Raw genomic sequence first — 24,700 nt, 5'->3', positions numbered from 1 at the left:
TTATCCAGGGGGCGATTACTGGCGAGAGGGGAAGAAGGTCGCGAAAGGTTTGGCAAATACACCACCAAGGTGATCCGCACCAAGTTGCTGGCAGTATTTAGTGACGAGCAGCGCCCCTGTATTGGTGGTGATGTGGCGTGCATTGATGCAGTCGACCAGATCAGATTGCTGCTGCTTTTCTAGGCTAAGTTCAAACTCTAAGGCCTCGCGGTACAGGCTGTCGTTGATGTTGTTTTTGAGCTGCCGCCTGAGGTGGCGAAAATGGTGGAGAAGCTGCTCAGTGCGTCCCAAGCAACCCTGTATTAAATGCCAATCTTCAGCAGAGAAATGACAGTGCTGCTCGTCTAACCATTTGAGCGCGAGCAGCAGGTTTACGTTGCCATGATAGTGGTTCTGAATCGCAAGACACGCCTCTTTAACTTCTCGCACACCATAGTATTGCAGGCTGAATTGCCATAGGTGTTCGAGGGTCAGTGGCGCGTGCTCATTACTCATGATTCATTGATTTCCTGTTCCATGTTTTCTAGCTCTTCATGTAGCCCCATCCACTCCATCTCTACGTCTTCGAGTGTCGATTTACTCGTTGATTGTTGGGCAAGGACTTTAGTCAGTTTAGCTTTGTTTTCCGCTTCATACAGTGAGGTATCAGATAATTGTGTTTCTGCTTCACTGAGGAGTGTATTTAGCTTATCCATTTGCTTTTCGAGTTTATCAATGGTTTTGCGTATTGGCGCTGTCAGCTTTCTGAATTCAGCCTCTTTGCGTTTTTGCTCTTTTTTTGCGGCCGCACTGTTTGTCGACGTTTTGCTCGGCTCGCTGGCTTGCGCTTCTTTACGCTCAAGCTTTTGCTGTTCTGTTAGCCATTTGTAGTAGTCCGTTAGATCGCCATCAAAAGGGGCAACCTGGCGGTCATGAACAAGATAAAGGTCGTCAGTGGTTGCACGCAGTAGGTAGCGGTCGTGACTGACAATGACCATCGCCCCTTCAAAGGTTTGCAATGCAAACGTGAGGGCCTGACGCATGTCTAAATCAAGGTGGTTGGTTGGTTCATCGAGTAGCAATAGGTTTGGCTTTTGCCATACCACTAACGCCAATACCAAGCGTGCCTTTTCACCACCTGAGAACGGCGCCACTTTATCCAGTGCTTTTTCACCCTGAAATCCAAAACTGCCCAAGTAATCACGGATCTGTTGCTCAGTCTGATTCGGGGCAATCTGCATCATGTGCTGCAGTGGCGTTTCTTCGGGATGGAGCGTTTCAAGCTGATGCTGTGCAAAGTAGCCAATCTTTACGCCCTGCGAGTAAGTGAAGTCTCCGCCCTTTGCTGCTAGCTCACCTGAGAGTAACTTGATGAGAGTGGATTTACCGGCACCGTTTCGTCCCAGTAAACCAATGCGACTGCCTGGAACGAGGTTGAGACGAATTTTTTCTAGGATCAGATTGTTGTCGTAGCCTGCTGAGACGTCATCCATCATCATGATTGGATTAGGCAAAGCGGCAGGCTCTCTGAATTCGAAGCTAAACGGATTATCAAGTTGAGCCGGTAGCACTTTCTCCATACGCTCCAGTGCTTTGATACGGCTTTGCGCTTGGCGGGCTTTTGAGGCCTTGTAGCGGAAGCGGTCAATATAGCTTTGCATATGCGACATCTGTTTCTTTTGTTTCTCAAACATCGCTTGCTGTAAGATCAATTTCTGCGCGCGTTGTTCTTCAAAAGAGGAGTAGTTGCCGGTGTATTCGTTGAGGGCTTGGTTCTCGACATGAACAATTCGGCTGACGATCGGATCAAGGAAATCGCGATCGTGAGAGATCAGGATCAATGTCCCCGGATAGTTTTGTAACCAGCGCTCTAACCACATGACAGCATCAAGATCCAAGTGGTTGGTTGGTTCATCGAGTAATAATAGGTCTGAGCGACACAACAGGGCTTGGGCAAGGTTAAGACGCATACGCCAGCCCCCGGAGAATTGGGTCAAACTCCAGCTCATCTGTTCTTGGGTAAACCCTAAACCGTCAAGTAATTCAGCCGCTCTGGCTCGAATGCTGTAGCCGTTAATCACTTCTATTTTGCCATGCAGCTCTGCTACAAGGTTACCGTTGTCTGCTTGCTCGGCCTTGAGAAGATCGTGCTCTAACCCTCGAAACTCGCGATCACCATCGATGACATATTCAATTGCGCTGCGATCAAGCGCAGGGGTTTCTTGGGCGACCCAGGCGAGTTCCCAATGTGATGGTTGATGAAAGGTACCCGCATCAATAGACAGTTCATCTTTAAGTAACGCAAATAATGTAGATTTGCCGCAGCCATTTTTTCCCACGAGACCAACTTTGTCTCCAGGGTGAATAGTGGCAGAGGCTTGATCGAGTAGAGGCTTTCCACCTCGAAGCAATTGAATGTCGGAAAAGGTGATCATAAGGCTATAACTAACGGTGAGTTTGAACTTTGGAATAGTAGGGGCAAAGTGGATAAATGTCGATCATTATCCGTTTTACGTTATGATGGATCAAAGTTATAACAATTATCTTATTGCTAGGTACTACAAGGAACGATTTCAAGGCATGACGTCTGCATTATTAAGCTCAGTTCCCTCTCCTAAAGTTCTGGTTATCTATGCCCATCCAGAGCCACAAAACTCGGTTGCCAATCAGGTAATGCTCAAGAAAATTCAGTCGCTCGATAATGTCACGTTGCGTGATATCTATGCGCTTTATCCTGACTTTTTCATTGATGTAAATGCTGAGCATCAATTGCTATTGGAACACGATGTGATTGTCTTTCAGCATCCGTTATATATGTATTCATGTCCTTCGTTACTAAAAGAATGGATCGATCGGGTATTAGGCAAAGGCTTTGCTTTTGGCGATGACTGTGCGTTAGAAGGTAAGTATTGGCGCAGCGTTATTACTGCTGGCGGCAAAGAAGAAGCGTTCAGCCAAACTGGCTACAACAAATACCCGCTTGAGCAGATACTGCAACCTTTCGAACTTTCTGCCGCCTTGTGCAAGATGCATTGGGTGGAGCCCCTTGTTTTGTATTGGTCACGACGTGTTGATGATATTGAACGCTATCAGCATGCCGAGCATTATCGGCAATGGCTGATGCATCCATTGGATGATGAATGCATCCTTCCCAGCAACCTGAAGCAGGAGAGTGGCAATGGCGATGACCAGTGATCTATTGCAAAACAGTGTCATCTTTCTTTCTGCCGCTGTTGTTGCCGTCCCGATTGCTCAAAGACTCGGTTTAGGGTCGGTACTCGGTTATTTACTGGCTGGTGTTGCGATTGGCCCCTGGGGGCTTGGCCTTATCAGCGATGTCGATGAAATCCTGCATTTTGCAGAGTTTGGCGTGGTATTGCTGCTGTTTTTGATTGGCTTAGAGCTAAACCCCAAGAAGCTATGGCAAATGCGTGTTCCTATTTTGGGGCTCGGAGGGGCACAGGTGGTGGTGACCACCATGGTGCTATCGGGGATTGCATCTTTATTTGGTCTTAGTTGGCAAACCAGTTTAGCGATCGGTATGGGGTTGGCGTTATCGTCGACGGCGATTGCTCTGAAGGTGATTGAAGAACAAGGGCTAGAAGGGGGGGAAACGGGGCAATCTGGTTTTGCGGTGTTGTTGTTTCAAGATATCGCGGTGATTCCAATGCTGGCGTTGTTACCGCTGTTAGCGGGCAACACATCAGGGAATTGGGCCGATATTGCTTGGATGTTTGCTGGTATCGTGGGTTTACTCGTTGGCGGTCACTTCTTGATTCGTCCGTTATTTCGCTACGTCCTTATGAGCGGGGTTCGAGAGCTATTTACTGTCACGGCGTTGTTGCTGGTGGTGGGGATTGCCGTGTTCATGCAAAAGCTTGGGTTGTCGATGGCGTTGGGTACGTTTCTGGCTGGTGTGTTGTTGGCGGAGAGTGAATATCGTCATGAGTTAGAGGTAGCGATTGAGCCATTCAAAGGGCTGCTGCTTGGGCTGTTTTTCATCGCCGTTGGCATGGCGGTCAATCTGGGATTATTGGTTTCGGAGCCACTAAAAGTATTGATGGCGGTCGCTGCACTTGTCGTTATCAAAGGCTTATTGCTGTACGTTTTGGCGCGACTGTTTGGTATTAGACCCAAAGCACGAAGTAAAATGGCGGCAATCTTGAGTCAAGGCGGGGAGTTTGCGTTTGTCATTTTCACGGCGGCCAGTGCGCAAGGGTTGCTATCGATTGAAGAGTCGGCTTTTCTGCTAGTGGTTGTCAGTTTGTCGATGGTGACGACACCATTGCTTTTGATGGGGCAGAAAAAATGGTTCGAAATGTCACTCAACAATACCGAGGAAGCCTCGCTGGAAAGCGATGTTCATGATCGAGAGCCCAAAGTTATCATCGCTGGATTTGGTCGTTTTGGGCAAATTGTTGGCCGTTTGATGTACGCCAATAAGGTGAGAATTACGGTGCTTGAGAGTGATGCGAGCCAGATACATTTACTCCGAAAATATGGTTATAAAGTGTTTTACGGCGATGCGACGCAACTCGATTTATTGCGCGCCGCAGGAGCGGATAAAGCAGAGGCCATTGTGGTCTGTACGGATTCACCAGAAGAGATCATGAACGTGGTGGATATTTGTCATACGCACTTCCCAAAACTCAAGGTATTGGCTCGTGCTCGAAGCCGTGTTGAGGCGTATCAGCTTATGAATCATGGTGTGAGTAAGTACTCACGAGAAACCTTCTTGGGTGCGCTAGATCTGGGGCGACAAACCTTGATCGAACTGGGTTTTCATCCGTACGAGGCCAAGCGCGCCGAAGCACATTTTAAAAAGCTAGATAACGCGATGCTGAAAGAGCTGTTGCCTCAACATAATGAAGACGCTCAATTGGCGCAGCGTTCGAAAGAAGCACGTAAAGAATTAGAAGAAATTTTTGGCAGAGAAATGGAAAATGATCGCCAATCAAGAAATTTTTGGGATTAACCCCAGTTAGGAAGCAAAATGACGCGTATTAAAAAAAGATTTATCGCGGGCGCAAGTTGCCCTAAATGTTCCACTCAAGACAGCCTGCGCTGGTGGATAGAAAATAATGTTGAGTGGGTTGAGTGTGTTGAGTGTGAATTTTTAGAGCAGCGCACCCCACAATCGGTCGAAAAAAGTGAACGAGGCGAAGAGGCATTAATTGGCATTTTTAAGCCTGAGTGATTGAGTTTCTAAATTTCGTCCCCATAATGTGCACATAAGCCGCACAAGCGGTGATTATTTTGTGAGGCATCGCCTCAAGTGCCAATCCTTTGGAGTTCACATGAAAATTGCTAAGAACGTAGTCGTTAGCGTCGCATACCAAGTAAAAACTGAAGACGGTGTTGTTGTTGATCAATCAACAGTTGAAGCCCCGCTTGATTACCTTCACGGTCACAACAACCTGATCGTAGGTTTGGAAAAAGAGCTAGAAGGCAAGGAAGTCGGTAGCAAATTCACTTCTGTTGTTGCGTCTGAAGAAGCGTACGGCGAGTACAATGATGCACTAGTACAGCGCGTTCCAGCAGATGTATTCCAAGGTGTTGACGTGATTGAAGTCGGTATGCGCTTTTTAGCGGACACAGACCAGGGTCCTATCCCAGTTGAAATCACGGAAGTTGATGGCGACGAAGTCGTGGTTGACGGAAACCATATGCTTGCAGGTCAGACACTCACGTTTGATGTTGAAGTTGTAGCAATGCGTGAAGCAACAGCGGAAGAAGCTGAGCACGGTCATATTCATCAAGAAGGTGGCTGTGGTCACGATCACGACCATGATCATGAAGGTGGTTGTTGTGGTGGTGGCGATCACGACCATGGTGAGAAAGCTGAGAAGAAAGAAGGCTGCTGCGGTGGCGGCGGTTGTGGCTCTCACTAATTCATCGAATTTTTAGAAAGTATCACTTCTTGTGAGTGCACTTTTTAATATCAATGACACAAAGGCCTCCCAAATGGGAGGCCTTTGTGTTTTTATGGTTTTTATTTGGACAGAGCTTAGAGGAATCAAAGGATGACGATGTCTTTTTCTATCGCGATTCATGGCGGAGCGGGCACCATCTTGCCAGAGCAAATGTCGCCTCAATTAAAACAAGATATTCTTGAGACACTGTCGCAGTCGGTCAAGGCGGGCGAGCGTCTTCTAGCGCAAGGTGGTGATGCACTTGACGCGGTTGTTGAGGCTGTGAAGGTATTAGAAGACTCTCCCCATTTTAATGCAGGTAAAGGTTCGGTGCTGACACACACCGAAATGGTCGAGATGGATGCCTCAGTGATGCATGGGCGTGAGATGGATGCAGGAGCGGTGGCAGGTATACAACATATCAAGAACCCGATCATGCTTGCCCGCGAGGTTATGCAAAACAGTGAGCACGTCATGCTTATTGGTAGCGGCGCCGAAACCTTTGCCTTTGAACGCCAGTTTGAATACACCGAACAAGACTATTTCTATACCGACCGCCGCTATGAACAGCTTCAATCGATGAAAGAAAAAGGCTTGTTTGCGTTATCAGAATCGTCATTTCCTGACGCTCAACCCAAGTATCCGGATGATAAGAAATACGGCACGGTTGGCGCGGTGGCGCTTGATAAACAGGGTAACCTCGCGGCTGCAACGAGTACTGGCGGCGTGACAAATAAAAAATATGGCCGTGTAGGCGATACCGCAATCATTGGCGCGGGCACGTTTGCTGAGAATGGGAATGTCGCGGTGTCCACGACAGGGATGGGGGAGTATTTCATTCGAAAAACGGTCGCGAGTGATGTTGCAGCGAGAATGCGCTACCTAAAGCAGGATGTACATAGCGCGTGTGAGTCGGTGATTCAGGGAGAGCTTAAAGCCATGGGTGGCGAAGGCGGTTTGATTGCAATTGACAGCAAAGGGGAGATTCATTTTGCGATGAATAGCTCGGGCATGTATCGGGCATCAATCGATGTTGCTGGCCAGCTAAGCGTAAAGATTTATGCTGATGAATAAAGGCAAGCTTCAAATGCGTGAATGGTGTGCAAAATCCCTTGCTTATTTTCCGTTCTTTCTATAACATTCGCGGTCCTTAATTCTCGGTCTTATTTATTAGTTCCTTGCTTCCTCTGGACGACCGAGCCACTCGTGGAAGCTAATAATCCGTAAGGAGCAACCTATGCGTCATTACGAAATCGTATTCATGGTGCACCCTGATCAAAGCGAGCAAGTTGCTGGCATGATCGAGCGTTACACTGGTTCTATCACTGAAGCTGGCGGTACTGTACACCGTCTAGAAGATTGGGGTCGTCGTCAACTGGCTTACCCAATCAACAAGCTTCACAAAGCGCACTATGTTCTTATGAACGTTGAAGCGCCTCAAGAAACTGTTGATGAACTAGAAACTGCTTTCCGTTTTAACGATGCAGTTCTACGTAACATGGTTATGCGTACTAAAGCTGCTGTTACTGAGCCTTCTATCATGCTTAAGCAGAAAGAAGAACGTGCAGAGCGTGCTCCTCGTCGTGAAGAGCGCAGCGAAGCTAAGCCAGAAGCAGCTGCTGAGTAATTCATTGCTTGACCGTTACCTCAGTCTTTAAGGCTTAGGTTGGTCATCAAAGAGACTCAACATTTGGTACAAGGTAGTGACATAGCAATGGTAAGAACGTGTTCTTACCACCATCTGAAAAGTTGGACCGTTATGTAACTTACCGACAATAGACTTAATTTAAGATCAGGAGATAGCCCATGGCTCGTTTCTTCCGTCGTCGTAAATTCTGCCGTTTTACTGCAGAAGGCGTACAAGAGATTGACTACAAAGACGTAGCAACTCTTAAAAACTACATCACTGAAGCTGGTAAAATTGTACCTAGCCGTATCACTGGTACAAGTGCTAAATATCAGCGTCAACTAGCTCGCGCTATCAAGCGTTCACGCTACCTAGCTCTACTGCCGTACACTGATAAGCATCAGTAATCGGCACCGTTTATTTAGATAGAGGATTAAACAATGCAAGTTATTCTACTTGATAAAATCGGTAACCTAGGTGGTCTTGGCGATACAGTTAACGTTAAATCTGGTTACGCTCGTAACTTCCTTATCCCACAAGGTAAGGCTGTAATGGCAACTAAGAACAACGTTGAGATGTTTGAAGCTCGTCGTGCTGAACTAGAAGCTAAAGTTGCTGAGCAACTAACTGCTGCTGAAGCTCGCGCTGAAACAGTTAACGCTCTAGAAGCTGTTGTTATCGCTTCTAAAGCTGGTGACGAAGGCAAACTATTCGGTTCTATCGGTACTCGTGACATCGCTGACGCTGCTACAGCTGCTGGCGTTGCTATCGCTAAAAGCGAAGTTCGTCTTCCTGAAGGCGCACTACGTAACACTGGTGAATTCGAAGTTAGCGTACAACTTCACTCTGAAGTTTTCGCAACATTGAAACTTCAAGTTGTTGCTGCTGAGTAATTTCAGTAAAAGATACCAATAAAAACACCAGCCTCGGCTGGTGTTTTTTTATGTCTGAAATAAATAAAAAGCGGATTGAGATACGGATTAAAAGCTAAATAAGAGGTTAATCGTCATTATTGAATCTCGCTTACTTAAGTCTCCAGGTACCTGATCATGGTATTGGCTGTTATAAGCGACCTTTAAGGCGATGGTTTCAGTGATATCATTGGTGACATTCAATTCAGTATCAAAACGAGTATTACTTTTACCCGCTGTAATCGTAAGCTTACTGCCCACCGAAAGGTTCTTTAGCGGTTTCCAGAAGAGATTCATATTGGCACGAATAATGGGCTCGCGAACCACATTTGGAAAGACAATATCCTTATCACCAATCTCTTCAAGGTTTGGCTCTTGGTAACGATAACCGGGACCTACTTCCGCTTCTAATAGCAGTTTTTCCGTATTGGTTAACTGGTAACCCAAACCGCCTGACACCGTATGGTCTTCATAATAAGAGCTATATAGAGACGTAAAACCATTGTAGTTACCATACAAGTAGGTACGTTGATTGAGTTTATAATCCGACTGCAGCATATAGTTTTGCTGATTCTTGTCTTCATCCCCATCCTTGTAGAGTTGATAATATTTCCATTCGCCGCTCGTACGATGGCGGCCTTCGGTATATTCCGCGGCGACGCGAGCATTCAAGGATTGCGAATTGGTATTGCCAGAGTGTGATTGATAGCCGAACTCGACCTCAGACTTCAGTGGTGAAGGAGGTGCCTCTTCCGTATCGCTCGGTGGTTCGAATTCTTCAGCATAGATTACTGGCGAAGCAAGCAATACTAAGCTAATTAGCAAATTCTTCGACACAGAAACCTCACGACTATGAAAATGGGCTGGGATTATAAGTGTCGTATATTCAGGCATCGTCAGCGACAGGTCAAATATTGATTCGATATTCTCGCCCTTGGTAGCGGTTTCTTTACTTTAGCCATTTCTTATTTCGCGTATAATGACCGGTCTTAGTGTGTTGTTGAGTAAAGTCATGGCGGATATCCGAAATCAGAATGGTAAAGATGCTCAGGTGGAGGCGCTTAAGCTTCCTCCTCATTCATTGGAAGCAGAGCAATCAGTGCTGGGTGGTTTGTTATTAGATAACGAACGCTGGGACACGGTGTCTGAGCGTGTGGTGAGCAAAGATTTTTATAGCCGACCTCACCGCTTGATTTTTGATGGTATCAAGGCGCTGTTAGAAGAAACGCAACCACTAGACTTGATTACGCTTTCTGAATTCTTAGAGGTGCGTGAGCAACTTGAAGATGTTGGCGGTTTTGCTTACCTTGCTGATTTGGCTAAAAATACGCCGAGTGCAGCGAACATCAATGCGTATGCCGATATCGTGGCAGAGCGTGCGCTCGTTCGAAATCTTATTGGCGTGGCAAATGAGATTGCTGATGCAGGTTATGACCCGCAAGGGCGTAGCTCAGAAGACTTACTCGACTTAGCAGAAAGTAAAGTCTTTGCGATTGCTGAAGATAGAACAAACGAGAACGAAGGCCCGCAAAACGTCGATAACATTCTCGAGAAGACATTAGAGCGTATCGAGATCTTGTACAAAACCCCGCAAGATGGTGTCACTGGGGTGAATACAGGTTACGACGATCTCAATAAAAAAACTGCAGGCCTACAAGGCTCTGATCTCATTATTGTTGCTGCACGTCCATCGATGGGTAAAACAACATTCGCGATGAACTTGTGTGAAAATGCGGCGATGTCGCAAGATAAGCCCGTGCTTATTTTCTCCCTAGAGATGCCCGCCGAACAAATCATGATGCGTATGTTGGCCTCGCTCTCTCGCGTTGATCAGACCAAGATCCGTACCGGACAGCTTGATGATGAAGATTGGGCCAAGATCTCAACATCCATGGGAATCCTCATGGAAAAGAAAAACATGTTTATCGATGATAGCTCAGGCCTGACGCCAACAGAAGTTCGCTCGCGAGCGAGACGCATTGCGCGTGAGAATGGCGGCTTAAGTCTTATCATGATCGATTACCTTCAATTAATGCGTGTGCCTTCATTGTCTGAGAACCGTACCCTAGAGATTGCAGAAATCTCTCGCTCTCTTAAAGCACTAGCTAAAGAATTGAATGTCCCGGTTGTCGCACTCTCTCAGCTGAACCGTTCCTTGGAGCAGCGAGCAGATAAACGCCCGGTGAACTCCGACTTGCGTGAATCAGGCTCGATAGAGCAAGATGCCGATCTGATCATGTTCATCTATCGTGATGAGGTGTACCACCCAGATAGTGCGCTAAAAGGGATTGCAGAAATTATTCTTGGTAAACAGCGTAATGGACCGATTGGTTCTATTCGCTTGACGTTCCAAGGGCAATATTCTCGCTTTGATAACTACGCAGGTCCTGCGTTTGATGAAGAGTAGAGCGACACTATGAGTTATATGAAAGCGGCAACAGCGCACATTGATTTATCAGCGCTGGTACATAACTTAGAGCGCATCAAACAGCAAGCGCCAAGCAGCAAAGTGATGTCTGTCGTTAAAGCGAATGGTTATGGTCATGGCTTGAAGCAAGTTGCGAAACACGCGAAAGGCGCAGACGCCTTTGGTGTCGCCCGAATTGAAGAAGCGTTGCAACTGCGAGCAAGTGGGGTAGTGAAACCTATCTTATTGTTAGAAGGATTTTATTCGCCTAGTGATCTGCCAGTGCTGGTGACGAACAACATTCAAACCGTCGTTCACTGTGATGAACAGCTTGAAGCTTTAGAGCAGGCCGAGCTAGAAACACCCGTGATGGTTTGGCTAAAAGTCGACAGCGGTATGCATCGACTTGGTGTGCGAGAAGAGCAATACAGTAATTTTGTGGCCCGACTGCATGCGTGTGATAGCGTGGCAAAGCCGCTTCGTTATATGAGCCACTTTGGCTGCGCCGATGAGCTTGAACAACCGATTACTCAACATCAAATGGATGTCTTTCTTTCATTAACAGAGGGTTGCAACGGCGAACGCTCGATGGCCGCATCAGCCGGTTTACTGGCCTGGAAAGATAGCCAACTTGATTGGGTTCGGCCGGGTATTATTATGTATGGTGTATCCCCGTTTGGTGATAAAACAGCCCAAGAGCTTGGCTTTAAGCCTGTGATGACACTCAAGTCGCATTTGATTGCGGTTCGTGATGTTAAGCAAGGTGAAAGTGTCGGTTATGGCGCTAACTGGACCAGTCAGCGAGACACCAAGGTGGGTGTGATCGCGATAGGATACGGTGATGGCTATCCTAGAATGGCGCCCAATGGCACACCTGTTTGGGTCAACGGTCGCAAGGTTCCTATTGCTGGGCGTGTCTCCATGGATATGTTAACGGTCGATTTAGGGCCTGATGCCTCCGACCTCGTCGGTGATGAGGCAACGCTATGGGGAGAAGTCTTACCTTCCGAAGAAGTAGCCAAACACATCGGTACTATCGCGTACGAACTAGTTACTAAGCTCACATCTCGCGTTGAAATGAGTTATATCACCGCTAAGTAATGTAAGCCAACTGGTTGAAAAACCGTTCAATCAGTATGCTATCTGTTTTTTTAATCCCTGCCTTTGCAGGGATTATTTCTGATTCAATATTAAATCTGGCCTTGTAAGGTCGCGATGATTCGCCTATTACCACCACAGTTTCGGTGCTCGCCTAAGTAAATACCTTGCCATGTTCCTAAAGCTAAACGCCCATCACTAATTGGGATAGAGATACTGCTGCCAAGCAATGCACTTTTGATATGTGCTGGCATATCGTCGCTACCTTCATCGGTGTGTTGATAATACGGTGCGTTCTCTGGGACAAAACGATTGAAATGGCTTTCCATGTCGGTTCGAACAGTTGGATCAGCATTTTCATTTAAGCTTAAACTTGCTGAGGTATGCTGAATGAACAGATGTAGCAAACCTACGGAGTAGTCCTGTATTTGGGGTAGCTGTTGTTTAATTTCATCAGTAATGAGATGGAAGCCTCGAGATTTTGCTTTGAGACGTAAGGTCTGTTGTTGCCACATAGGCTGTCCTGTGTATTATTGAGAATTGATAGGTCAGGTGTATACTGAAGTTGTTTATATTGTGAACCGTTACGTGACCTAACTCAAGGAGCGCGCAAGCGCTCTAGTACATAATACGGCCTGAAAGTTTATTACTAAATCAAAGCGTTGCTTTGAAACGGCACAGAAGATTTTTAACGTTGAGCGGTGCAGTTTTGCTCAGCGGTATTTAGAATTACACGTTTTATTATTCGCTAAACTGGAATTCCTTTTTCCTTGGGGGGAAACTGGATACATCCATCTGTCATATTGGGAACGAGACTATGTTGAAGAATATCAATCCAACGCAAACTGAAGCTTGGAAAGCACTGACCGCACATTTTGAATCTGCACAGGACATGGATTTAAAAGCATTATTTGACAATGATGCTGATCGCTTCAATAAGTTTTCTACAAACTTTGGTGCCGATATCCTTGTTGATTACTCTAAGAACCTAATCAACGAAGAAACGATGAAGCACCTGTTTGCTTTAGCTAAAGACACTGAATTGAACACTGCCATCAAAGCGATGTTTGCCGGTGATACCATTAACCAGACTGAAGGCCGCTCTGTGCTTCATGTTGCGCTACGTAATCGCAGCAATACGCCAATTATCGTTAATGGTCAAGATGTAATGCCTGCAGTTAATGCAGTACTTGAGAAGATGAAAGGCTTCTCTGAGCGTATTATCTCTGGCGACTGGAAAGGCTACACAGGTAAAGCGATCACGGATATCGTGAATATCGGTATCGGTGGTTCAGATCTTGGTCCATACATGGTGACAGAAGCATTATCGCCATACACAAACCATCTCAACATGCACTTTGTGTCTAACGTCGATGGTACGCATATCGCTGAAACGTTGAAGAAAGTAGATCCAGAAACCACGCTTTTCTTGGTGGCGTCTAAAACGTTTACGACACAAGAAACCATGACTAACGCGCATTCCGCTCGTGACTGGTTCTTGGCAACGGCTTCTGATGAGGCGCATGTTGCAAAACACTTTGCTGCACTTTCTACCAACGCAAAATCAGTATCAGAGTTTGGTATCGATACTGATAACATGTTTGAATTCTGGGATTGGGTCGGCGGTCGCTACTCACTATGGTCTGCGATTGGCCTATCCATCATTCTAGCGGTTGGATATGACAACTTTGTTGAGCTTCTAGCAGGCGCTCACGAGATGGATAATCACTTTGCTGAAACTGAGCTAGAAAGCAACATTCCAGTATTGCTGGCACTTATCGGTATTTGGTACAACAACTTCCACGGCGCTGAGTCTGAGGCGATTCTTCCTTACGATCAATATATGCACCGTTTTGCTGCGTACTTCCAACAAGGTAACATGGAATCGAACGGTAAATTTACTGACCGTAATGGCGATGCAGTCGATTACCAAACCGGTCCTATTATCTGGGGTGAACCTGGTACCAATGGCCAGCATGCGTTCTATCAATTGATTCACCAAGGGACTAAGCTTATTCCTTGTGATTTCATCGCACCTGCGATTACGCACAACAAAGTAAGCGATCATCACCAGAAGTTGATGTCTAACTTCTTCGCTCAAACAGAAGCGTTGGCGTTCGGTAAGTCTAAGGAAACCGTTGAAGCGGAATTCATTGCGGCGGGTAAAACCGCTGAAGAGGTCAAAGACTTGGTTCCATTTAAAGTCTTTGAGGGTAACCGCCCAACTAACTCTATCCTTGTGAAACAAATTACTCCGCGCACTCTGGGTAACCTGATTGCCATGTACGAGCATAAAATCTTTACTCAAGGTGTTATCTGGAACATCTTCAGCTTCGATCAGTGGGGTGTAGAATTAGGTAAGCAACTGGCGAACCAAATCCTACCTGAGCTTGCTGACAACAGCGATGTTCATTCACACGATAGCTCAACGAACGGTCTGATTAATGCGTTTAAAGCTTTTAAGGCATAGTCATTAGCATTCGTTAAAGAAAAAGGCTTACCGTTAGGTAAGCCTTTTTTGTGCGTATTCGATATGGCTACTGGTTACTTATGATCTACTGAGCCTTGGGTAACACGACGACTTGGGTCTTGGCCCATATATCCTGAAAACCGCGTTTTTTCGTATCAAGAGGAACGGCAAGATTAGCCAGCCCAAATGCTGAGGTCCCTAATCTAATGAGTGCTTGAGTCACTGTAATACGACCCCCTTGTAAGTTTTGAACCTGCAACTTCCACGCTCTCATTCCTAATGTTTGCCCTGCTTTCGTCCAGAAATAAACAAAGAAATAGATCCAGACAAGCGCGAGATAAGCGGTATAAATCGGACTCCAGACAGGATGACGAGTCAATAGGTCGCTTACATCGGTGTAAGAGCCATAAGATAGCAGCCCAGCAGCAACGAGTGCTTCTAATATGGCGACAATAAGACCGCCTGCCATCATGACTAAGGCCAACACGACTAAACTGTCATAGAACAACGCGCCAAGCCGACGAAAGAGACCTGCAGGAGGAAGGGATTGTGTTTTCATTTTATCTACTTATTAATCATCAAATCTGCCCACAGAATAACGATTCTAAAGGGCTTGTGAAACCCTCGGTAGCTGAAATTCATCACGTTGTGACCAAAAAAACAGCAAACAAATGAATAATCAGCGTTTTGTTCTTGCACGGCAAGCAAGCTTACGTATAATGCCAAACATCAAAGGGCGATAGCCTAGAGATGCCGGTATGGTGAAATTGGTATACACGACGGATTCAAAATCCGTTGCCTTCGGGCGTGGCGGTTCAAGTCCGCCTACCGGTACCATATTACATAAGAAGAGTCTCAGTCCTGCTGAGACTCTTTTTTGTTTCTAGCACAATCAAAAACTTAGCTCAGTTTTCCTTTCCTGTTATCAGCCCTAATACCCTTTCAATAGACTCTCTTTATCAGCCTTGAATTCTCCTCCATGGTGCATCTATGGTTCATCACATGTCGATTCTGTGCTCAAGGGAATCCTAGTAAATCCAACAAATGTTAAATCCTGTAACTTCGCAAGTCAGTATCACCAAGGTTTGTGAGCTTGAAGAACCATGGTACGACCATGGTGACTTTACGGTGCTATGAATTTTTAATGTGGTTTTTTTTTTGAGAAAAAGATCGTTTTGATGAGGTTGTCGTTAAGCCTTTTATCATAGGGCTTGTAGGGTTGTGTGTCGTAAGTGCGTTGGGGATAGACATTAGTAATCAATCACACTAATACACCACGAAACGACCATGACATTGTTTACTCAATTACTTCAGTGAACTTTATCCCCGATATTCCCTCTAGAAACCTACCAACTAATTCCACCACAGCCACCAGAAGCGATTTTAACGTGATGATTCAGTATCGTTATTACTCACGTTCGATGGGTTAACTTTGCTGTTGTAAGCTCACTGAGAGATTGTCTGGGTGTTTCTGGTGGTAAGTCGGTGAGATCAGTGTGTGGGGGGAGATAGGCATTTCAGGTACTATTGAGAGGCGTCACGGTGTGCGGGTATTTAATATGCTCTAATTTGCATTTGTATACTTTGACTCTGGAGTTAATTCTATTTTATGGGAAGGAAAATATATAAATACTTGGACCCTGATGTTCTACCTTTGGCTTTTAATAGTGAAGAGGATGTTAGTATAAAGTTCTCTCTGCCAAAAGATTACAATGATCCGTTTGAATTGTTTCTGTCAATTGATCCCTCACAAACTGAACCGGAACTTTTAGCGTTCTATAGAGATATAGTACAAGAGATCCCGCAGCGACCTACTACCTGCTTTTCTAAGTCACCTATCGTTACTCCTATGTGGGCTCATTATGCTTCTAATTTGACTGGATTTGTTTTGGAGTTTGATGAGGAGTTATTGATGGATTATGTAAATGATTCATACGTAAAAGATGTCAGTTACACTGGTGAAACATCTCCTGAGGTACGTAGTCAATTAGATAGAGCTTACTATGTAGGGAAGCCGAGGCATGCTATGTGGTTGAATCAGGCGGCAGACCATATTGCTTACTTTAGTAAGCATGTTTGCTGGAGTTATGAGGAGGAAAGGCGGTTAGTTATCAATACCGATGATCTGGATAAACTTGATGAAAACATGTTGATGTATGTCCCTATTGAATGCGTTACAGCTATTATTGCAGGAGCTAGAGTTTGTGAAGATGCTTTTAAGGCGAGCATTGAGCTGGCATGCGATATTGGTTGTGAACACTATGGGCTCTTTATTGGTCAGAGTTATAAGCAACCATATTTAAGAGATTCATCAGGGCAGAGTTACGTGTTTGATGGTAAGAATATTGTAGATGCAACATCCTATTGTGATAATTGCAAGGAGCCTATAGAAGAGCCTCTTCAAGATTTATGTGCATGGTGTGCAATTGATGATGTTCACAAAGAAGATGCAATGATCCGAAACCCTTTAAGGATGATTCATCGGGCTGGCGGTCTTGATAAATATATTCGTGGCTTCAATGCCATTGGTAAAAAATAATACGGATTGGGTAAATGCCAGTGCTTCGACAATTGATAAATCAACTTTAAGTTTTGGTTATGGTAGTAGTGGTGTATGTACTACTACCTTGGAGCATCTGTCTTTAAGCTATCAATCGTAACAAACAACTTTTCAAACAGATATTAACGTTTTGAATACAACGTCAATGGAGGTTTGAATGAGCAAATCACAACGACTCACCACCACTTTCCTCAACAACCTTAAACCCAATCCCACAACTGCAAAATCCACCGATTACGAAGTCAATCTATCCGCTATGAAAGACTCCGGCTTTCCTACTGGTGTTCGCTGCTTAGTCGGTAAGTCTGGCGGTAAACGGTTCCTGCTTCGATATACAAGTCCTGTTACTGGCAAGAAAGCATCGATAGGTTTAGGTAAGCACCCTGAAACCTGCATCATTACCCTGCGTAAAATTGCTAAGGAATACCGTCAGCAGATTCTTGAAGGTGTTGACCCTAAACTTGAACGTGATAATCAAGCTGTCGAGAAGACAATGACATTAGAGCGCTTCTTTGATGAAGTCTATTTACCACTGGCTAAGCAAAAGCGTAGTTGGAAAGATGAAGTGGCGCGGTTTAGGTTAGCTAAGTCGATACATCATGTACCGATTAATGAATTAACCGCTGCTCATATCATCAAAGTACAGATGGAGTTGCAGAATGGGGTTAGTCATAAGGGAACCCCTTATGCGGTTGCTACTATCAATCGAGTATTGGCTTTGCTCAAGACGATTAACAAGCAAGCTTACAAGTTGATTGATGCGCCGTTTATTGCCAATAAGGTTAGCTTGTTGAAAGAGGATAATGTGCGAACCGGATACCTGAGTGAATCACAGCTCAAGGAATTTATTGGTCATGCGCTCGACTATCCAGATAGACAAACGGGCGCGTTCTTAGCTTTGTTATTCTTGACTGGGCTTCGTGACAAAGAATTGAGGTTTCGTTTATGGGATGAGGTGAATTGGGAAGATCAAACACTGACTATCCCGCATACGAAAAATGGTAGTAGCCACATTATTTACCTGAGTGATTACATGATTCAGATTTTGGAGTCGTTGCCTAAGGTGTCGAATAATCCTTATCTCTTTGCTGGACGTCACAAGGGCAAACCAATTAGCCCTGCTAGACACGCTTTGAAGTCGATAAAGCTCAAAATGGGGCTGCCTGACATTCCAGGAGATAAAGCGAACATAACTCTACACAGTGCTAGGCATACTGTCGGGTCACTATTGGCGTCTCAAGGCGTGCCTTTACATGACATAGCCAAACAGCTAAATCATAAAGACTTATCTAGTTCTAGGCGCTATGCGAAATTAACGGTGGGAAGGCAACGAGAAATTGGGTCTAGGCTATCTGAGATGGTAACGGCCTGAAGTTCGATGGGAATGACTGCGGTGAATTTAAGTATTTAGGTTCGATATTACATTAGAAAAAGCCCCTGTTTAGCGATGAGCTAAACAGGGGCTTTTTCATTATTAGAGAGAAATTAATTATGAAAAACGTAAACAAGTTTGAAGACATTAAATCACTGCCAATGCCTGATGCAGTGAAAGAAAAGCTGCTAGAACATTTGATAGAGCCATTCGGTGATGAAGAAAGTACGAAAGCGTTCTGGGATGAGGTTGGCACTACTTTGTATTTGATTGAAGCCGACGATACCGATGAAACCTTGAGTAAAGAACCGGAAGGCGATCAAAGCTTTCTACGCTTTGTCACTAACTACCCTGAATGGGTTTTATTACTAAATGATGATGACTGTCCTTGGCTACTTGCTGTAGCTATTGTCACTACGGCTGGTAGTGGGGTGTATTGCTGCGCTCCCATGAACAGTCCAACGTTCCCTGTCGTCAATCTTGCTGAACAAGCTGAAGCTTAATCTCGCATTTAATCTTAATAGTCACTAATAGTATGGAGGTGTCCCATGGCACGTAAAACCAATCAAAAAGAAGTCGTCGTTCAACCTGAAGTGGTAGAGGTTAATGAACTTGCTACGGTCGTTAAAGATGTACCTGTAGACCATTTCGCTAATATTGTGCTCGATGGTAAAGCGAAAAAATTATCACCGAAAAATCAGAATCATGTGTTCTATGAGCTTTCGGTACATGATGATCTAAATACTCTATTCCTTAGGCTTTCGGGCAATGAAGGTGGCGGTCTTCATAGTAAAGAGTGGGTAGTCTTTGAAGATATTGTCGCTGTGTTAAATGAGCAAGACGACAAGCCGTTTAAAAGCACTGTGCTTAAATCTGTGTTCAAAGGTGGGTCTGCTAATAATGCTGGATTTATGGCGGCGGCACTGCGTGGGTTATTACTTATCCTGCCGTCAGAGAAATCGGTGTTTCTCCACGTTCTTGCGCCTGACTACGAGCAACGTCGTGATGAGCTGCTGTCTCTCGTGGACTCTGAACCCAAAGCTGAATAACCTCGAAACTCACATCAATCCTTACCCACTAAGCCAACTCTGGCTTTTCATACCGAGCATTTAACAAGAGTGCATCCCTAACAAACTAGAAGATAATTTATTATGAACTTAACTTTTGACGTTGAGCGCTTACTGCTGCCAGTAAGTGTCGATCTTCAAGATACTTTAAACCGAGTGATCAGCGAATCAGGCAAATGGACACCCATGATCCAATCGGTCGTGATTAACTTCCGAGATAAAAGCTACAGCTCTGAGGACGGCGGTTTTCATCCTGTCGAAATCAGGCTTGTTCGACTCTATGACCAGTGGGTATTTGATTACATCACTGACTTTGCGTATTGCGGTGGTCCCTACCCCGAACTGGTTAAAGAGGTGGATTTCAACTTCGGATGTGGGACAGCGAGTTTTTCCTATGTTCCGGAATTACCAATAACAAGTAGTGAGGTAATGGAGTTCTATTCGATGTGGGAATCCAACTTTCTAAGTTACATCGGAATGGACTGTTTTGATGAGATAAAAGTCACCGTGGATTAGTTCATCAGTAGCAAACCAAGTTGAAAGCACCATGTATGAACCATAAAACTGCAGTGTCACTTCCTAGTGAAATCAAGGCTTCCTATTGTGCCATGCTTGTCATGGTGTGATGGGAAGCCTTTTTCATTGGAGCAAGTTTCTACAACGTTTTGCCAATCCGTTGAGTTCATGTGTCAGAGAAGGTGAAGTGACTGGCTTATTATGGGCGGTGGAAACACCAAGGAAAGGAACTCTAATTTTAACGGGGTTGCTGTCTTCTTGCTGGTGTTTTGACATTAATGACTCCCATTGCTATGTCGAAGCAATGGGAGCGTTTTTGTAGATTAAATCTAGAGCTGGTATGGCTTCCTTGCCTAACCTGAGCTGAAAGTACTTATAATTAAGTTAATAATATAAATATATTAAACTTAGCTAAAAGCTCTGTTCTAATCTATTAAAGTGTTAGTTTTGGTGGAGTGAAAATATGGGATTTAGCACTTTCCTTTGCCTGGTATCGGTTGGTCATTTCATCAAGTCCATCGCTGTGCTTGTTACGCATCGACAGGTTTAATTTAGGTGCATAATGGTCAGTTTAAGCTACGGGCTTGGTTGGTGATTGTCGGGTGGCTTCATTATGGTAACCGCTGATAGTGAGAGTGGCTCAACCAGAAGTTTGCAACACATCACCTTTCAGCTATCCGTGTGGTTTCTACTTGGCTGCGTCCAGATAGGTTTGAAGTTCCTGCTTCAACTTGTATCTCACCCAATCAGGTGACAACACTTCGACATCAGGAAGCCACGCTTTGAGTAGGCGTAGTAATGTTTGAATGTTGCTAGTCGTATAGCTTGTCAATACATCACCGTACCCCAGTTCTTTTAATTCTCGAAAGTCATTGGGATTATTTTCCTTGAAGAAGGTTTCGCTGACTCTTCCGCTAATTTGTATAACCACCTCAACGGGATGTGACAACTCATCCTCATATCCTCGACCAGTGAGCTTGTGTTCAACATTTAGGTCAGGAGAATATTTATCTTCGTATCGCACTAACTCACGAATCTTAGCCACTCTGAGTGATTCTAGGTGATTTCTGTGTGTTCCGGCTAAGTACCAGTGTCCACGGTCATTCACCAACCGATAGGGATGAAACGCATCGTAACATTTTCCATTACAACTAAAGCCAATGGTACTTTTGCGTTGTATCGATTCGATAAGTTTCTCGAACACCGAAGCATTGTCGCTAATGTCTTCGATTTGAGGGTTCTTGAATAGAAAGGGTGGGGTACTCTTGTTGTTCAGTACGCCATTACTTAGGTAGTGCTTACCGGAAAACAACGTATCGAACCCCATTTTCATCAACAGCAATGACACTTCATTATTGGTCTGTCTACCCAGCACTTGTGGGTCTAGAAAGTAACAAGCACCGTCACGCTGGATGGGTAAGTAATTTAACCGTTCGTTGAAGTCCCGTTGAAGCGTTCTTTCACTCACCCTAAATTCCCGACTCAACTCTTCCAGATACAGTTTCTCGCCAGTATTTAAACGGGTCAGGATGATGCCAAGTCTTTTCGCTAGGGTGTCATGCTCTTTCATCCTACGCATTGTAAATAGGTCGCTCGTCAGGTCGTGTCGAGCATGATTATTTCTAACCAAAATTCATAAGGTTACTGATATTGCTATAGCTTTCATCAGTCCGCCTAGGCTATGCGTTGTAAGGCATCCATAACTATCGTCAACACTTCCAACTTCATGCGACACCACCTGTCGGGTGTATCCGCAATAATCGTACGGTCACAAAAATTATCTAATTAAAAACAACTCAAGGAGACTCTAAATGTCAGAGGCAGTCCAATTCGAACGTGTAGACCATGCCGTGTTATCAACCACGCATGATTACCAGAATGTATTTGAATTTTGTAAAAATACGCTGATTTCGATTGGCGGTAAGGTCAAGAAAGCCGACCCTCAATCCGGTTTATTAGAAGCGTCTTGGAAATACGGTATTAACCCGTTTGGTCTTCGGGGCAGTCTTATTTTCCGAACACTAGAAGATGGCGCGATTTCTATCACGGTGAAAGCGGGTTTTAAAGATAGCTTTGCTACTACTGGAGCTCCGGAAAAGAAAGCGCAAGAAATCATTCAAGCATTACTCCAAGAGCAGAATGACACCGATACCACGTCTACTGCTACATCCATACCTTCAACTAATCCACCTGCATTTAATGATAAGCCTGTTAACGCGAGTCGAAACAAAACTAAATTGGCAATGGCTTTGATTTCCTTTTTCGGTGGTGGTCTTGGCTTGCACAAGTTTTATGCCGGATGTTGGGGGTGGGGTCTTGTCTATCTAGGTAGTTGCTTCTTAATTCCGGGACTATCTGCCTTGGTCGCTTTAGTCGAGTTCATTCGTGTCTTGACGTTATCTGCCGACTCTTTCGATGAAAAATACAACCAATCTGAACCTAAACCTTTTACCTTTATCTGGTGATATCAATGAAACAAACACTATTAAAAGCCATGGTAGCGACCTCACTGTTGGTAGCTTCATTTACTTCTCAAGCTGCGAACTTACAACAAGATACATTTCCTTATATAGCGTGTAGCGTGATTGAATTGGGCATAGCTAAAAACGGCGGTGAAGCTGATACCGACCTTGCGAGTTACTACATTTCAGGTGGCTTACTGAATGAGTATCTTGATAGGGGGCATTCGCTAGATGAGATCAGCACGATATTAGAAATCGCTTCCCAATCACAACCATCGCAGCAAAAGCAGTATCACCAAAGCATAGTTGCCTCTATTAATGAAACCGTCGAGTTCTTCGAAGGCTGGACGAAAGACGAAGGTATCGACTCTTTAGCTGAGTGGGAAAATCAACGTGATAACGAATGGATGTGCCTTAAAAAAGTGAAGCCTAATTTGATGGAAATGAACGGTATCTTCCATTTCATGAATTGATGGTAGCGAGTTAACGCTGCTGTCTAAGCGAAAAGACCATGTTCTTAGTTGAGCATGGTCTTTTCTTTGTCTATAGCAATGAAAATTGCAGAGAAATAGAGGTAATACAATGATGAATTTATTAACACTGGGGCAATCATCGTTACCGATGAAAGCGATTGAAATTGAGCGTGAGTATCCAACTAAGGTAACTATAAAGCCAAGTGCCAGTGGCGCTGAAAAGGGCGCAATGATTGGTATGTCACTTGGTGCTAGAGCTGGTGGTGCTCAAGGTGCTGCAATTGGCTTGGTGGTCGGTGGTGTTACTGGGGCTATTGTTGGTCCAGAGGATTAATACGACTAAGGTGAGTGAGAGCTGTGGCTCTCACTTCTTCGTAATTAGAATTTTGCTTTAATGCTTATGACATAAGGTCTGAAGGTGTGTATGCCTTTAGTCCGTAGGGGATTAATTATATATGGTTCGGGTTATTTTTTAGGAAGTACGATGGCATATGTTTTTTAGTATCTAGCTCTAGATAGTGAAGCGCTTGTGCATAGACAACAAGTTTCTCATTTTGTTTTCCTTTCCCTTTTACTTTATGAGCTTGGAAAAGACATGATTGATATTCAGATGTGCTGAGTTCGGACAAAATATGATGAAGTGAGTCCAAGGTTTTTATAATGCCCTGATAGTTGTAGCTATTAGTATTCGTGCTTAAGTGGTAAACACTATTGTTAAGTGGCTTGTTTTTTTGGATGGTGAAGTTTCCATCCATGCAATCTAAGTTAAAAGGTTGGTGTAAATTTTGTCGTTCCCCTTTTGAGGTTACGACTTGGTATCTGATCTTTGTATAGAGTGCTAGCAATGATGTACTAGCTTGATTTGTTGTCGAATTTTTAGTGCTTATTACTAGCTGGATTAGAATGATGTTACTTTGCTTTTTTACATTAATTGTATAAATGAGATTTGAGTGTGTTTTCATTACTTCTGCAAGTTCATGGGCTGCATTTGGTGACAACTTGATTGGAGTGTATCCAGTACAATCATGTGACTTTAACGCCATAAAAAGTATTGGCTTTTGGTCCACTTCTGTTTCTTCTTTTTCTGGTCTTTCCAGTATGAATATTTCAGCTTGTAATGGTGTTGAATGAATAGCCCATTCTGAAATAGGGTGGCTTAATTTTCGATATATATTCTTCCTATACCATGAGACAGAATCGTCAAAGCTAATCTTCTCATTTTTGAAAGAAGCATTTTTTATAGCTTCGACAATTCTACCTATAGCGGCTTTATAATGGTTAGGGTCATTATTGATGAAAGCGCTGAATGACCTTATAAATCCTATGTTTCTTTCGTGCCATGGCGGTACATCTCTGTCATTGATTTTTAGGTAGGTACTTGCGAATCTAGATTCTCCTTCCGGTCTTCCTTCTTTCAAACAAGACTTTTCAATTGTTAGGTGGCAGTCGTATACATTGACCCTTTTCTTTAATGCTAGAAACTTAATGGCGTTCTCATATTTATCTTTCTTTTCAAGTGCGTCAGCTTCTTTATATTTCTTTAAGTAGGTCGAGAACGCTGATTGATTTGGGAGTGTAAGAAAGTGCGAAGTAGCTTCTCGTAAAGTCAGAATGGCTTCCCGTTGGCTTATTTTAAAATGAAAAATTATCGTAGCGATTAGTTGGTGTTTTACACGCGTATCAATATCTTTTTCATCGGTATTAGCCTTAACGTATAACGTTAGGCGGCGATGTGTATAGGTGGCTTGTTTTCTAGGCACTCTTTGTTCCAAACTTTAAGTTAATCCGCTGTAGGATATCAGTCTCCTATTGCTCAATCAAATATGTACCCATCTCTAAATTCAAT

At 44.3% G+C, this 24,700-nt stretch carries 26 protein-coding genes and 1 tRNA gene; 20 read left to right on the top strand and 7 right to left on the bottom strand.

The genetic code is table 11. The annotated features are described in order from the left end of the window. Positions 1-15 precede the first annotated feature (15 nt). Both ACE1OE_RS16280 and ACE1OE_RS16275 read right to left on the bottom strand, forming a co-directional pair. Positions 16-495, bottom strand: coding sequence for a TIGR02444 family protein (locus ACE1OE_RS16280; RefSeq protein ID WP_449211650.1), 480 nt, complete (start codon positions 493-495; stop codon positions 16-18). Continuing rightward, positions 492-2,414 carry an ABC transporter ATP-binding protein gene (locus tag ACE1OE_RS16275; RefSeq protein WP_449211649.1) on the bottom strand — a complete coding sequence of 641 codons (1,923 nt, stop codon included), beginning with the start codon at positions 2,412-2,414 and terminating at the stop codon, positions 492-494. The genes ACE1OE_RS16280 and ACE1OE_RS16275 overlap by 4 nt, the downstream gene beginning before the upstream one ends. A gap of 145 nt (positions 2,415-2,559) precedes the next feature. Here ACE1OE_RS16275 and kefG point away from each other — a divergent pair, with 145 nt between their 5' ends. The 8 genes from kefG to rplI all read left to right on the top strand — a co-directional run bounded on the left by kefG (position 2,560) and on the right by rplI (position 8,411). Beyond that, the gene (gene kefG / locus ACE1OE_RS16270) at positions 2,560-3,174 is read left to right on the top strand and encodes a glutathione-regulated potassium-efflux system ancillary protein KefG (protein WP_449211648.1); all 615 of its coding nucleotides are present in this window, start codon (positions 2,560-2,562) and stop codon (positions 3,172-3,174) included. Further along, on the top strand, positions 3,158-4,954 hold the full coding sequence (gene kefB / locus ACE1OE_RS16265; protein WP_102469738.1) for a glutathione-regulated potassium-efflux system protein KefB: 1,797 nt from the start codon (positions 3,158-3,160) through the stop codon (positions 4,952-4,954). Before kefG ends, kefB begins: the two co-directional genes overlap by 17 nt. Before the next feature lie 18 nt (positions 4,955-4,972). Then, positions 4,973-5,176, top strand: a complete 204-nt coding sequence (locus ACE1OE_RS16260) for a YheV family putative zinc ribbon protein (RefSeq protein WP_102469739.1) — start codon at positions 4,973-4,975, stop codon at positions 5,174-5,176. A gap of 100 nt (positions 5,177-5,276) precedes the next feature. Continuing rightward, the gene (gene slyD / locus ACE1OE_RS16255) at positions 5,277-5,870 is read left to right on the top strand and encodes a peptidylprolyl isomerase (RefSeq protein WP_102469740.1); all 594 of its coding nucleotides are present in this window, start codon (positions 5,277-5,279) and stop codon (positions 5,868-5,870) included. Between the two features lie 132 nt (positions 5,871-6,002). Beyond that, positions 6,003-6,965: an isoaspartyl peptidase/L-asparaginase family protein gene (locus tag ACE1OE_RS16250; protein WP_102469741.1), complete on the top strand. Its 963-nt coding sequence runs from the start codon at positions 6,003-6,005 to the stop codon at positions 6,963-6,965. A gap of 163 nt (positions 6,966-7,128) precedes the next feature. After that, a complete protein-coding gene (rpsF, locus tag ACE1OE_RS16245; RefSeq protein WP_102469742.1) occupies positions 7,129-7,518 on the top strand; it encodes a 30S ribosomal protein S6 in 390 nt (129 codons plus the stop codon). A 179-nt stretch (positions 7,519-7,697) separates the two neighbouring features. Then, positions 7,698-7,925, top strand: a complete 228-nt coding sequence (rpsR, locus tag ACE1OE_RS16240) for a 30S ribosomal protein S18 (RefSeq protein ID WP_000090472.1) — start codon at positions 7,698-7,700, stop codon at positions 7,923-7,925. 33 nt (positions 7,926-7,958) lie between these two features. Further along, complete coding sequence (gene rplI, locus ACE1OE_RS16235; RefSeq protein ID WP_102469743.1) at positions 7,959-8,411, top strand: 50S ribosomal protein L9; 453 nt, start codon at positions 7,959-7,961, stop codon at positions 8,409-8,411. 87 nt (positions 8,412-8,498) lie between these two features. Here rplI and ACE1OE_RS16230 read toward each other — a convergent pair whose 3' ends face one another. Then, complete coding sequence (locus tag ACE1OE_RS16230) at positions 8,499-9,266, bottom strand: DUF481 domain-containing protein (protein ID WP_449211647.1); 768 nt, start codon at positions 9,264-9,266, stop codon at positions 8,499-8,501. Positions 9,267-9,441: 175 nt separating this feature from the next. Between ACE1OE_RS16230 and ACE1OE_RS16225 the strand changes: the two genes are divergently transcribed. Both ACE1OE_RS16225 and alr read left to right on the top strand, forming a co-directional pair. Further along, entirely contained in the window at positions 9,442-10,836 is a 1,395-nt protein-coding gene (locus tag ACE1OE_RS16225; protein ID WP_102469745.1) for a replicative DNA helicase, read from the top strand. Positions 10,837-10,854: 18 nt separating this feature from the next. Beyond that, the gene (gene alr / locus ACE1OE_RS16220) at positions 10,855-11,937 is read left to right on the top strand and encodes an alanine racemase (protein ID WP_449211726.1); all 1,083 of its coding nucleotides are present in this window, start codon (positions 10,855-10,857) and stop codon (positions 11,935-11,937) included. Between the two features lie 89 nt (positions 11,938-12,026). On the opposite strand, the gene ACE1OE_RS16215 is transcribed toward alr, so the two are convergent. Next, positions 12,027-12,449: a secondary thiamine-phosphate synthase enzyme YjbQ gene (locus ACE1OE_RS16215; RefSeq protein ID WP_102469747.1), complete on the bottom strand. Its 423-nt coding sequence runs from the start codon at positions 12,447-12,449 to the stop codon at positions 12,027-12,029. A gap of 302 nt (positions 12,450-12,751) precedes the next feature. Here ACE1OE_RS16215 and pgi point away from each other — a divergent pair, with 302 nt between their 5' ends. After that, positions 12,752-14,404, top strand: a complete 1,653-nt coding sequence (gene pgi / locus ACE1OE_RS16210) for a glucose-6-phosphate isomerase (protein WP_372059788.1) — start codon at positions 12,752-12,754, stop codon at positions 14,402-14,404. Positions 14,405-14,489: 85 nt separating this feature from the next. On the opposite strand, the gene ACE1OE_RS16205 is transcribed toward pgi, so the two are convergent. Continuing rightward, entirely contained in the window at positions 14,490-14,963 is a 474-nt protein-coding gene (locus ACE1OE_RS16205) for an RDD family protein (protein WP_449211646.1), read from the bottom strand. A 193-nt stretch (positions 14,964-15,156) separates the two neighbouring features. On the opposite strand from ACE1OE_RS16205, the gene ACE1OE_RS16200 reads away from it, so the two are divergent. The 6 genes from ACE1OE_RS16200 (at position 15,157) to ACE1OE_RS16175 (ending at position 19,919) form a co-directional block, all read left to right on the top strand. Then, positions 15,157-15,241, top strand: a tRNA-Leu gene (locus tag ACE1OE_RS16200). A 796-nt stretch (positions 15,242-16,037) separates the two neighbouring features. After that, positions 16,038-16,943, top strand: coding sequence for a DUF2971 domain-containing protein (locus tag ACE1OE_RS16195; protein WP_449211645.1), 906 nt, complete (start codon positions 16,038-16,040; stop codon positions 16,941-16,943). Positions 16,944-17,121: 178 nt separating this feature from the next. Then, a complete protein-coding gene (locus tag ACE1OE_RS16190) occupies positions 17,122-18,336 on the top strand; it encodes a tyrosine-type recombinase/integrase (RefSeq protein WP_449211644.1) in 1,215 nt (404 codons plus the stop codon). 119 nt (positions 18,337-18,455) lie between these two features. Further along, positions 18,456-18,839: a hypothetical protein gene (locus ACE1OE_RS16185; RefSeq protein WP_282110775.1), complete on the top strand. Its 384-nt coding sequence runs from the start codon at positions 18,456-18,458 to the stop codon at positions 18,837-18,839. 45 nt (positions 18,840-18,884) lie between these two features. Beyond that, the gene (locus tag ACE1OE_RS16180; RefSeq protein WP_449211643.1) at positions 18,885-19,385 is read left to right on the top strand and encodes a hypothetical protein; all 501 of its coding nucleotides are present in this window, start codon (positions 18,885-18,887) and stop codon (positions 19,383-19,385) included. A 102-nt stretch (positions 19,386-19,487) separates the two neighbouring features. Beyond that, positions 19,488-19,919, top strand: coding sequence for a DUF2787 family protein (locus ACE1OE_RS16175; protein WP_449211642.1), 432 nt, complete (start codon positions 19,488-19,490; stop codon positions 19,917-19,919). 688 nt (positions 19,920-20,607) lie between these two features. On the opposite strand, the gene ACE1OE_RS16170 is transcribed toward ACE1OE_RS16175, so the two are convergent. Then, positions 20,608-21,489 carry a helix-turn-helix transcriptional regulator gene (locus ACE1OE_RS16170; protein ID WP_449211641.1) on the bottom strand — a complete coding sequence of 294 codons (882 nt, stop codon included), beginning with the start codon at positions 21,487-21,489 and terminating at the stop codon, positions 20,608-20,610. A gap of 241 nt (positions 21,490-21,730) precedes the next feature. On the opposite strand from ACE1OE_RS16170, the gene ACE1OE_RS16165 reads away from it, so the two are divergent. The 3 genes from ACE1OE_RS16165 (at position 21,731) to ACE1OE_RS16155 (ending at position 23,188) form a co-directional block, all read left to right on the top strand. Next, on the top strand, positions 21,731-22,384 hold the full coding sequence (locus ACE1OE_RS16165) for a TM2 domain-containing protein (protein WP_449211640.1): 654 nt from the start codon (positions 21,731-21,733) through the stop codon (positions 22,382-22,384). A gap of 5 nt (positions 22,385-22,389) precedes the next feature. Then, a complete protein-coding gene (locus ACE1OE_RS16160; protein WP_449211639.1) occupies positions 22,390-22,854 on the top strand; it encodes a hypothetical protein in 465 nt (154 codons plus the stop codon). A gap of 109 nt (positions 22,855-22,963) precedes the next feature. Beyond that, complete coding sequence (locus ACE1OE_RS16155) at positions 22,964-23,188, top strand: hypothetical protein (protein ID WP_372279084.1); 225 nt, start codon at positions 22,964-22,966, stop codon at positions 23,186-23,188. Between the two features lie 115 nt (positions 23,189-23,303). Here ACE1OE_RS16155 and ACE1OE_RS16150 read toward each other — a convergent pair whose 3' ends face one another. Beyond that, on the bottom strand, positions 23,304-24,614 hold the full coding sequence (locus ACE1OE_RS16150) for a hypothetical protein (protein ID WP_449211638.1): 1,311 nt from the start codon (positions 24,612-24,614) through the stop codon (positions 23,304-23,306). Between the last annotated feature and the right edge of the window lie 86 nt (positions 24,615-24,700).

It is taken from the genome of Vibrio sp. E150_011 (genome assembly GCF_053544015.1).
This window is presented reverse-complemented; position numbering and strand designations above follow the sequence as displayed.

Excerpts from the sequence above, each read along its gene's own strand:
- ACE1OE_RS16280 (WP_449211650.1), bottom strand. The coding sequence starts at position 495 with ATGAGTAATGAGCACGCGCCACTGACCCTCGAACACCTATGGCAATTC.
- ACE1OE_RS16275 (WP_449211649.1), bottom strand. The coding sequence starts at position 2,414 with ATGATCACCTTTTCCGACATTCAATTGCTTCGAGGTGGAAAGCCTCTA.
- kefG (WP_449211648.1), top strand. The coding sequence starts at position 2,560 with ATGACGTCTGCATTATTAAGCTCAGTTCCCTCTCCTAAAGTTCTGGTT.
- kefB (WP_102469738.1), top strand. The coding sequence starts at position 3,158 with ATGGCGATGACCAGTGATCTATTGCAAAACAGTGTCATCTTTCTTTCT.
- ACE1OE_RS16260 (WP_102469739.1), top strand. The coding sequence starts at position 4,973 with ATGACGCGTATTAAAAAAAGATTTATCGCGGGCGCAAGTTGCCCTAAA.
- slyD (WP_102469740.1), top strand. The coding sequence starts at position 5,277 with ATGAAAATTGCTAAGAACGTAGTCGTTAGCGTCGCATACCAAGTAAAA.
- ACE1OE_RS16250 (WP_102469741.1), top strand. The coding sequence starts at position 6,003 with ATGACGATGTCTTTTTCTATCGCGATTCATGGCGGAGCGGGCACCATC.
- rpsF (WP_102469742.1), top strand. The coding sequence starts at position 7,129 with ATGCGTCATTACGAAATCGTATTCATGGTGCACCCTGATCAAAGCGAG.
- rpsR (WP_000090472.1), top strand. The coding sequence starts at position 7,698 with ATGGCTCGTTTCTTCCGTCGTCGTAAATTCTGCCGTTTTACTGCAGAA.
- rplI (WP_102469743.1), top strand. The coding sequence starts at position 7,959 with ATGCAAGTTATTCTACTTGATAAAATCGGTAACCTAGGTGGTCTTGGC.
- ACE1OE_RS16225 (WP_102469745.1), top strand. The coding sequence starts at position 9,442 with ATGGCGGATATCCGAAATCAGAATGGTAAAGATGCTCAGGTGGAGGCG.
- alr (WP_449211726.1), top strand. The coding sequence starts at position 10,855 with ATGAAAGCGGCAACAGCGCACATTGATTTATCAGCGCTGGTACATAAC.
- ACE1OE_RS16215 (WP_102469747.1), bottom strand. The coding sequence starts at position 12,449 with ATGTGGCAACAACAGACCTTACGTCTCAAAGCAAAATCTCGAGGCTTC.
- pgi (WP_372059788.1), top strand. The coding sequence starts at position 12,752 with ATGTTGAAGAATATCAATCCAACGCAAACTGAAGCTTGGAAAGCACTG.
- ACE1OE_RS16205 (WP_449211646.1), bottom strand. The coding sequence starts at position 14,963 with ATGAAAACACAATCCCTTCCTCCTGCAGGTCTCTTTCGTCGGCTTGGC.
- ACE1OE_RS16190 (WP_449211644.1), top strand. The coding sequence starts at position 17,122 with ATGAGCAAATCACAACGACTCACCACCACTTTCCTCAACAACCTTAAA.
- ACE1OE_RS16185 (WP_282110775.1), top strand. The coding sequence starts at position 18,456 with ATGAAAAACGTAAACAAGTTTGAAGACATTAAATCACTGCCAATGCCT.
- ACE1OE_RS16180 (WP_449211643.1), top strand. The coding sequence starts at position 18,885 with ATGGCACGTAAAACCAATCAAAAAGAAGTCGTCGTTCAACCTGAAGTG.
- ACE1OE_RS16175 (WP_449211642.1), top strand. The coding sequence starts at position 19,488 with ATGAACTTAACTTTTGACGTTGAGCGCTTACTGCTGCCAGTAAGTGTC.
- ACE1OE_RS16170 (WP_449211641.1), bottom strand. The coding sequence starts at position 21,489 with ATGAAAGAGCATGACACCCTAGCGAAAAGACTTGGCATCATCCTGACC.
- ACE1OE_RS16165 (WP_449211640.1), top strand. The coding sequence starts at position 21,731 with ATGTCAGAGGCAGTCCAATTCGAACGTGTAGACCATGCCGTGTTATCA.
- ACE1OE_RS16160 (WP_449211639.1), top strand. The coding sequence starts at position 22,390 with ATGAAACAAACACTATTAAAAGCCATGGTAGCGACCTCACTGTTGGTA.
- ACE1OE_RS16155 (WP_372279084.1), top strand. The coding sequence starts at position 22,964 with ATGATGAATTTATTAACACTGGGGCAATCATCGTTACCGATGAAAGCG.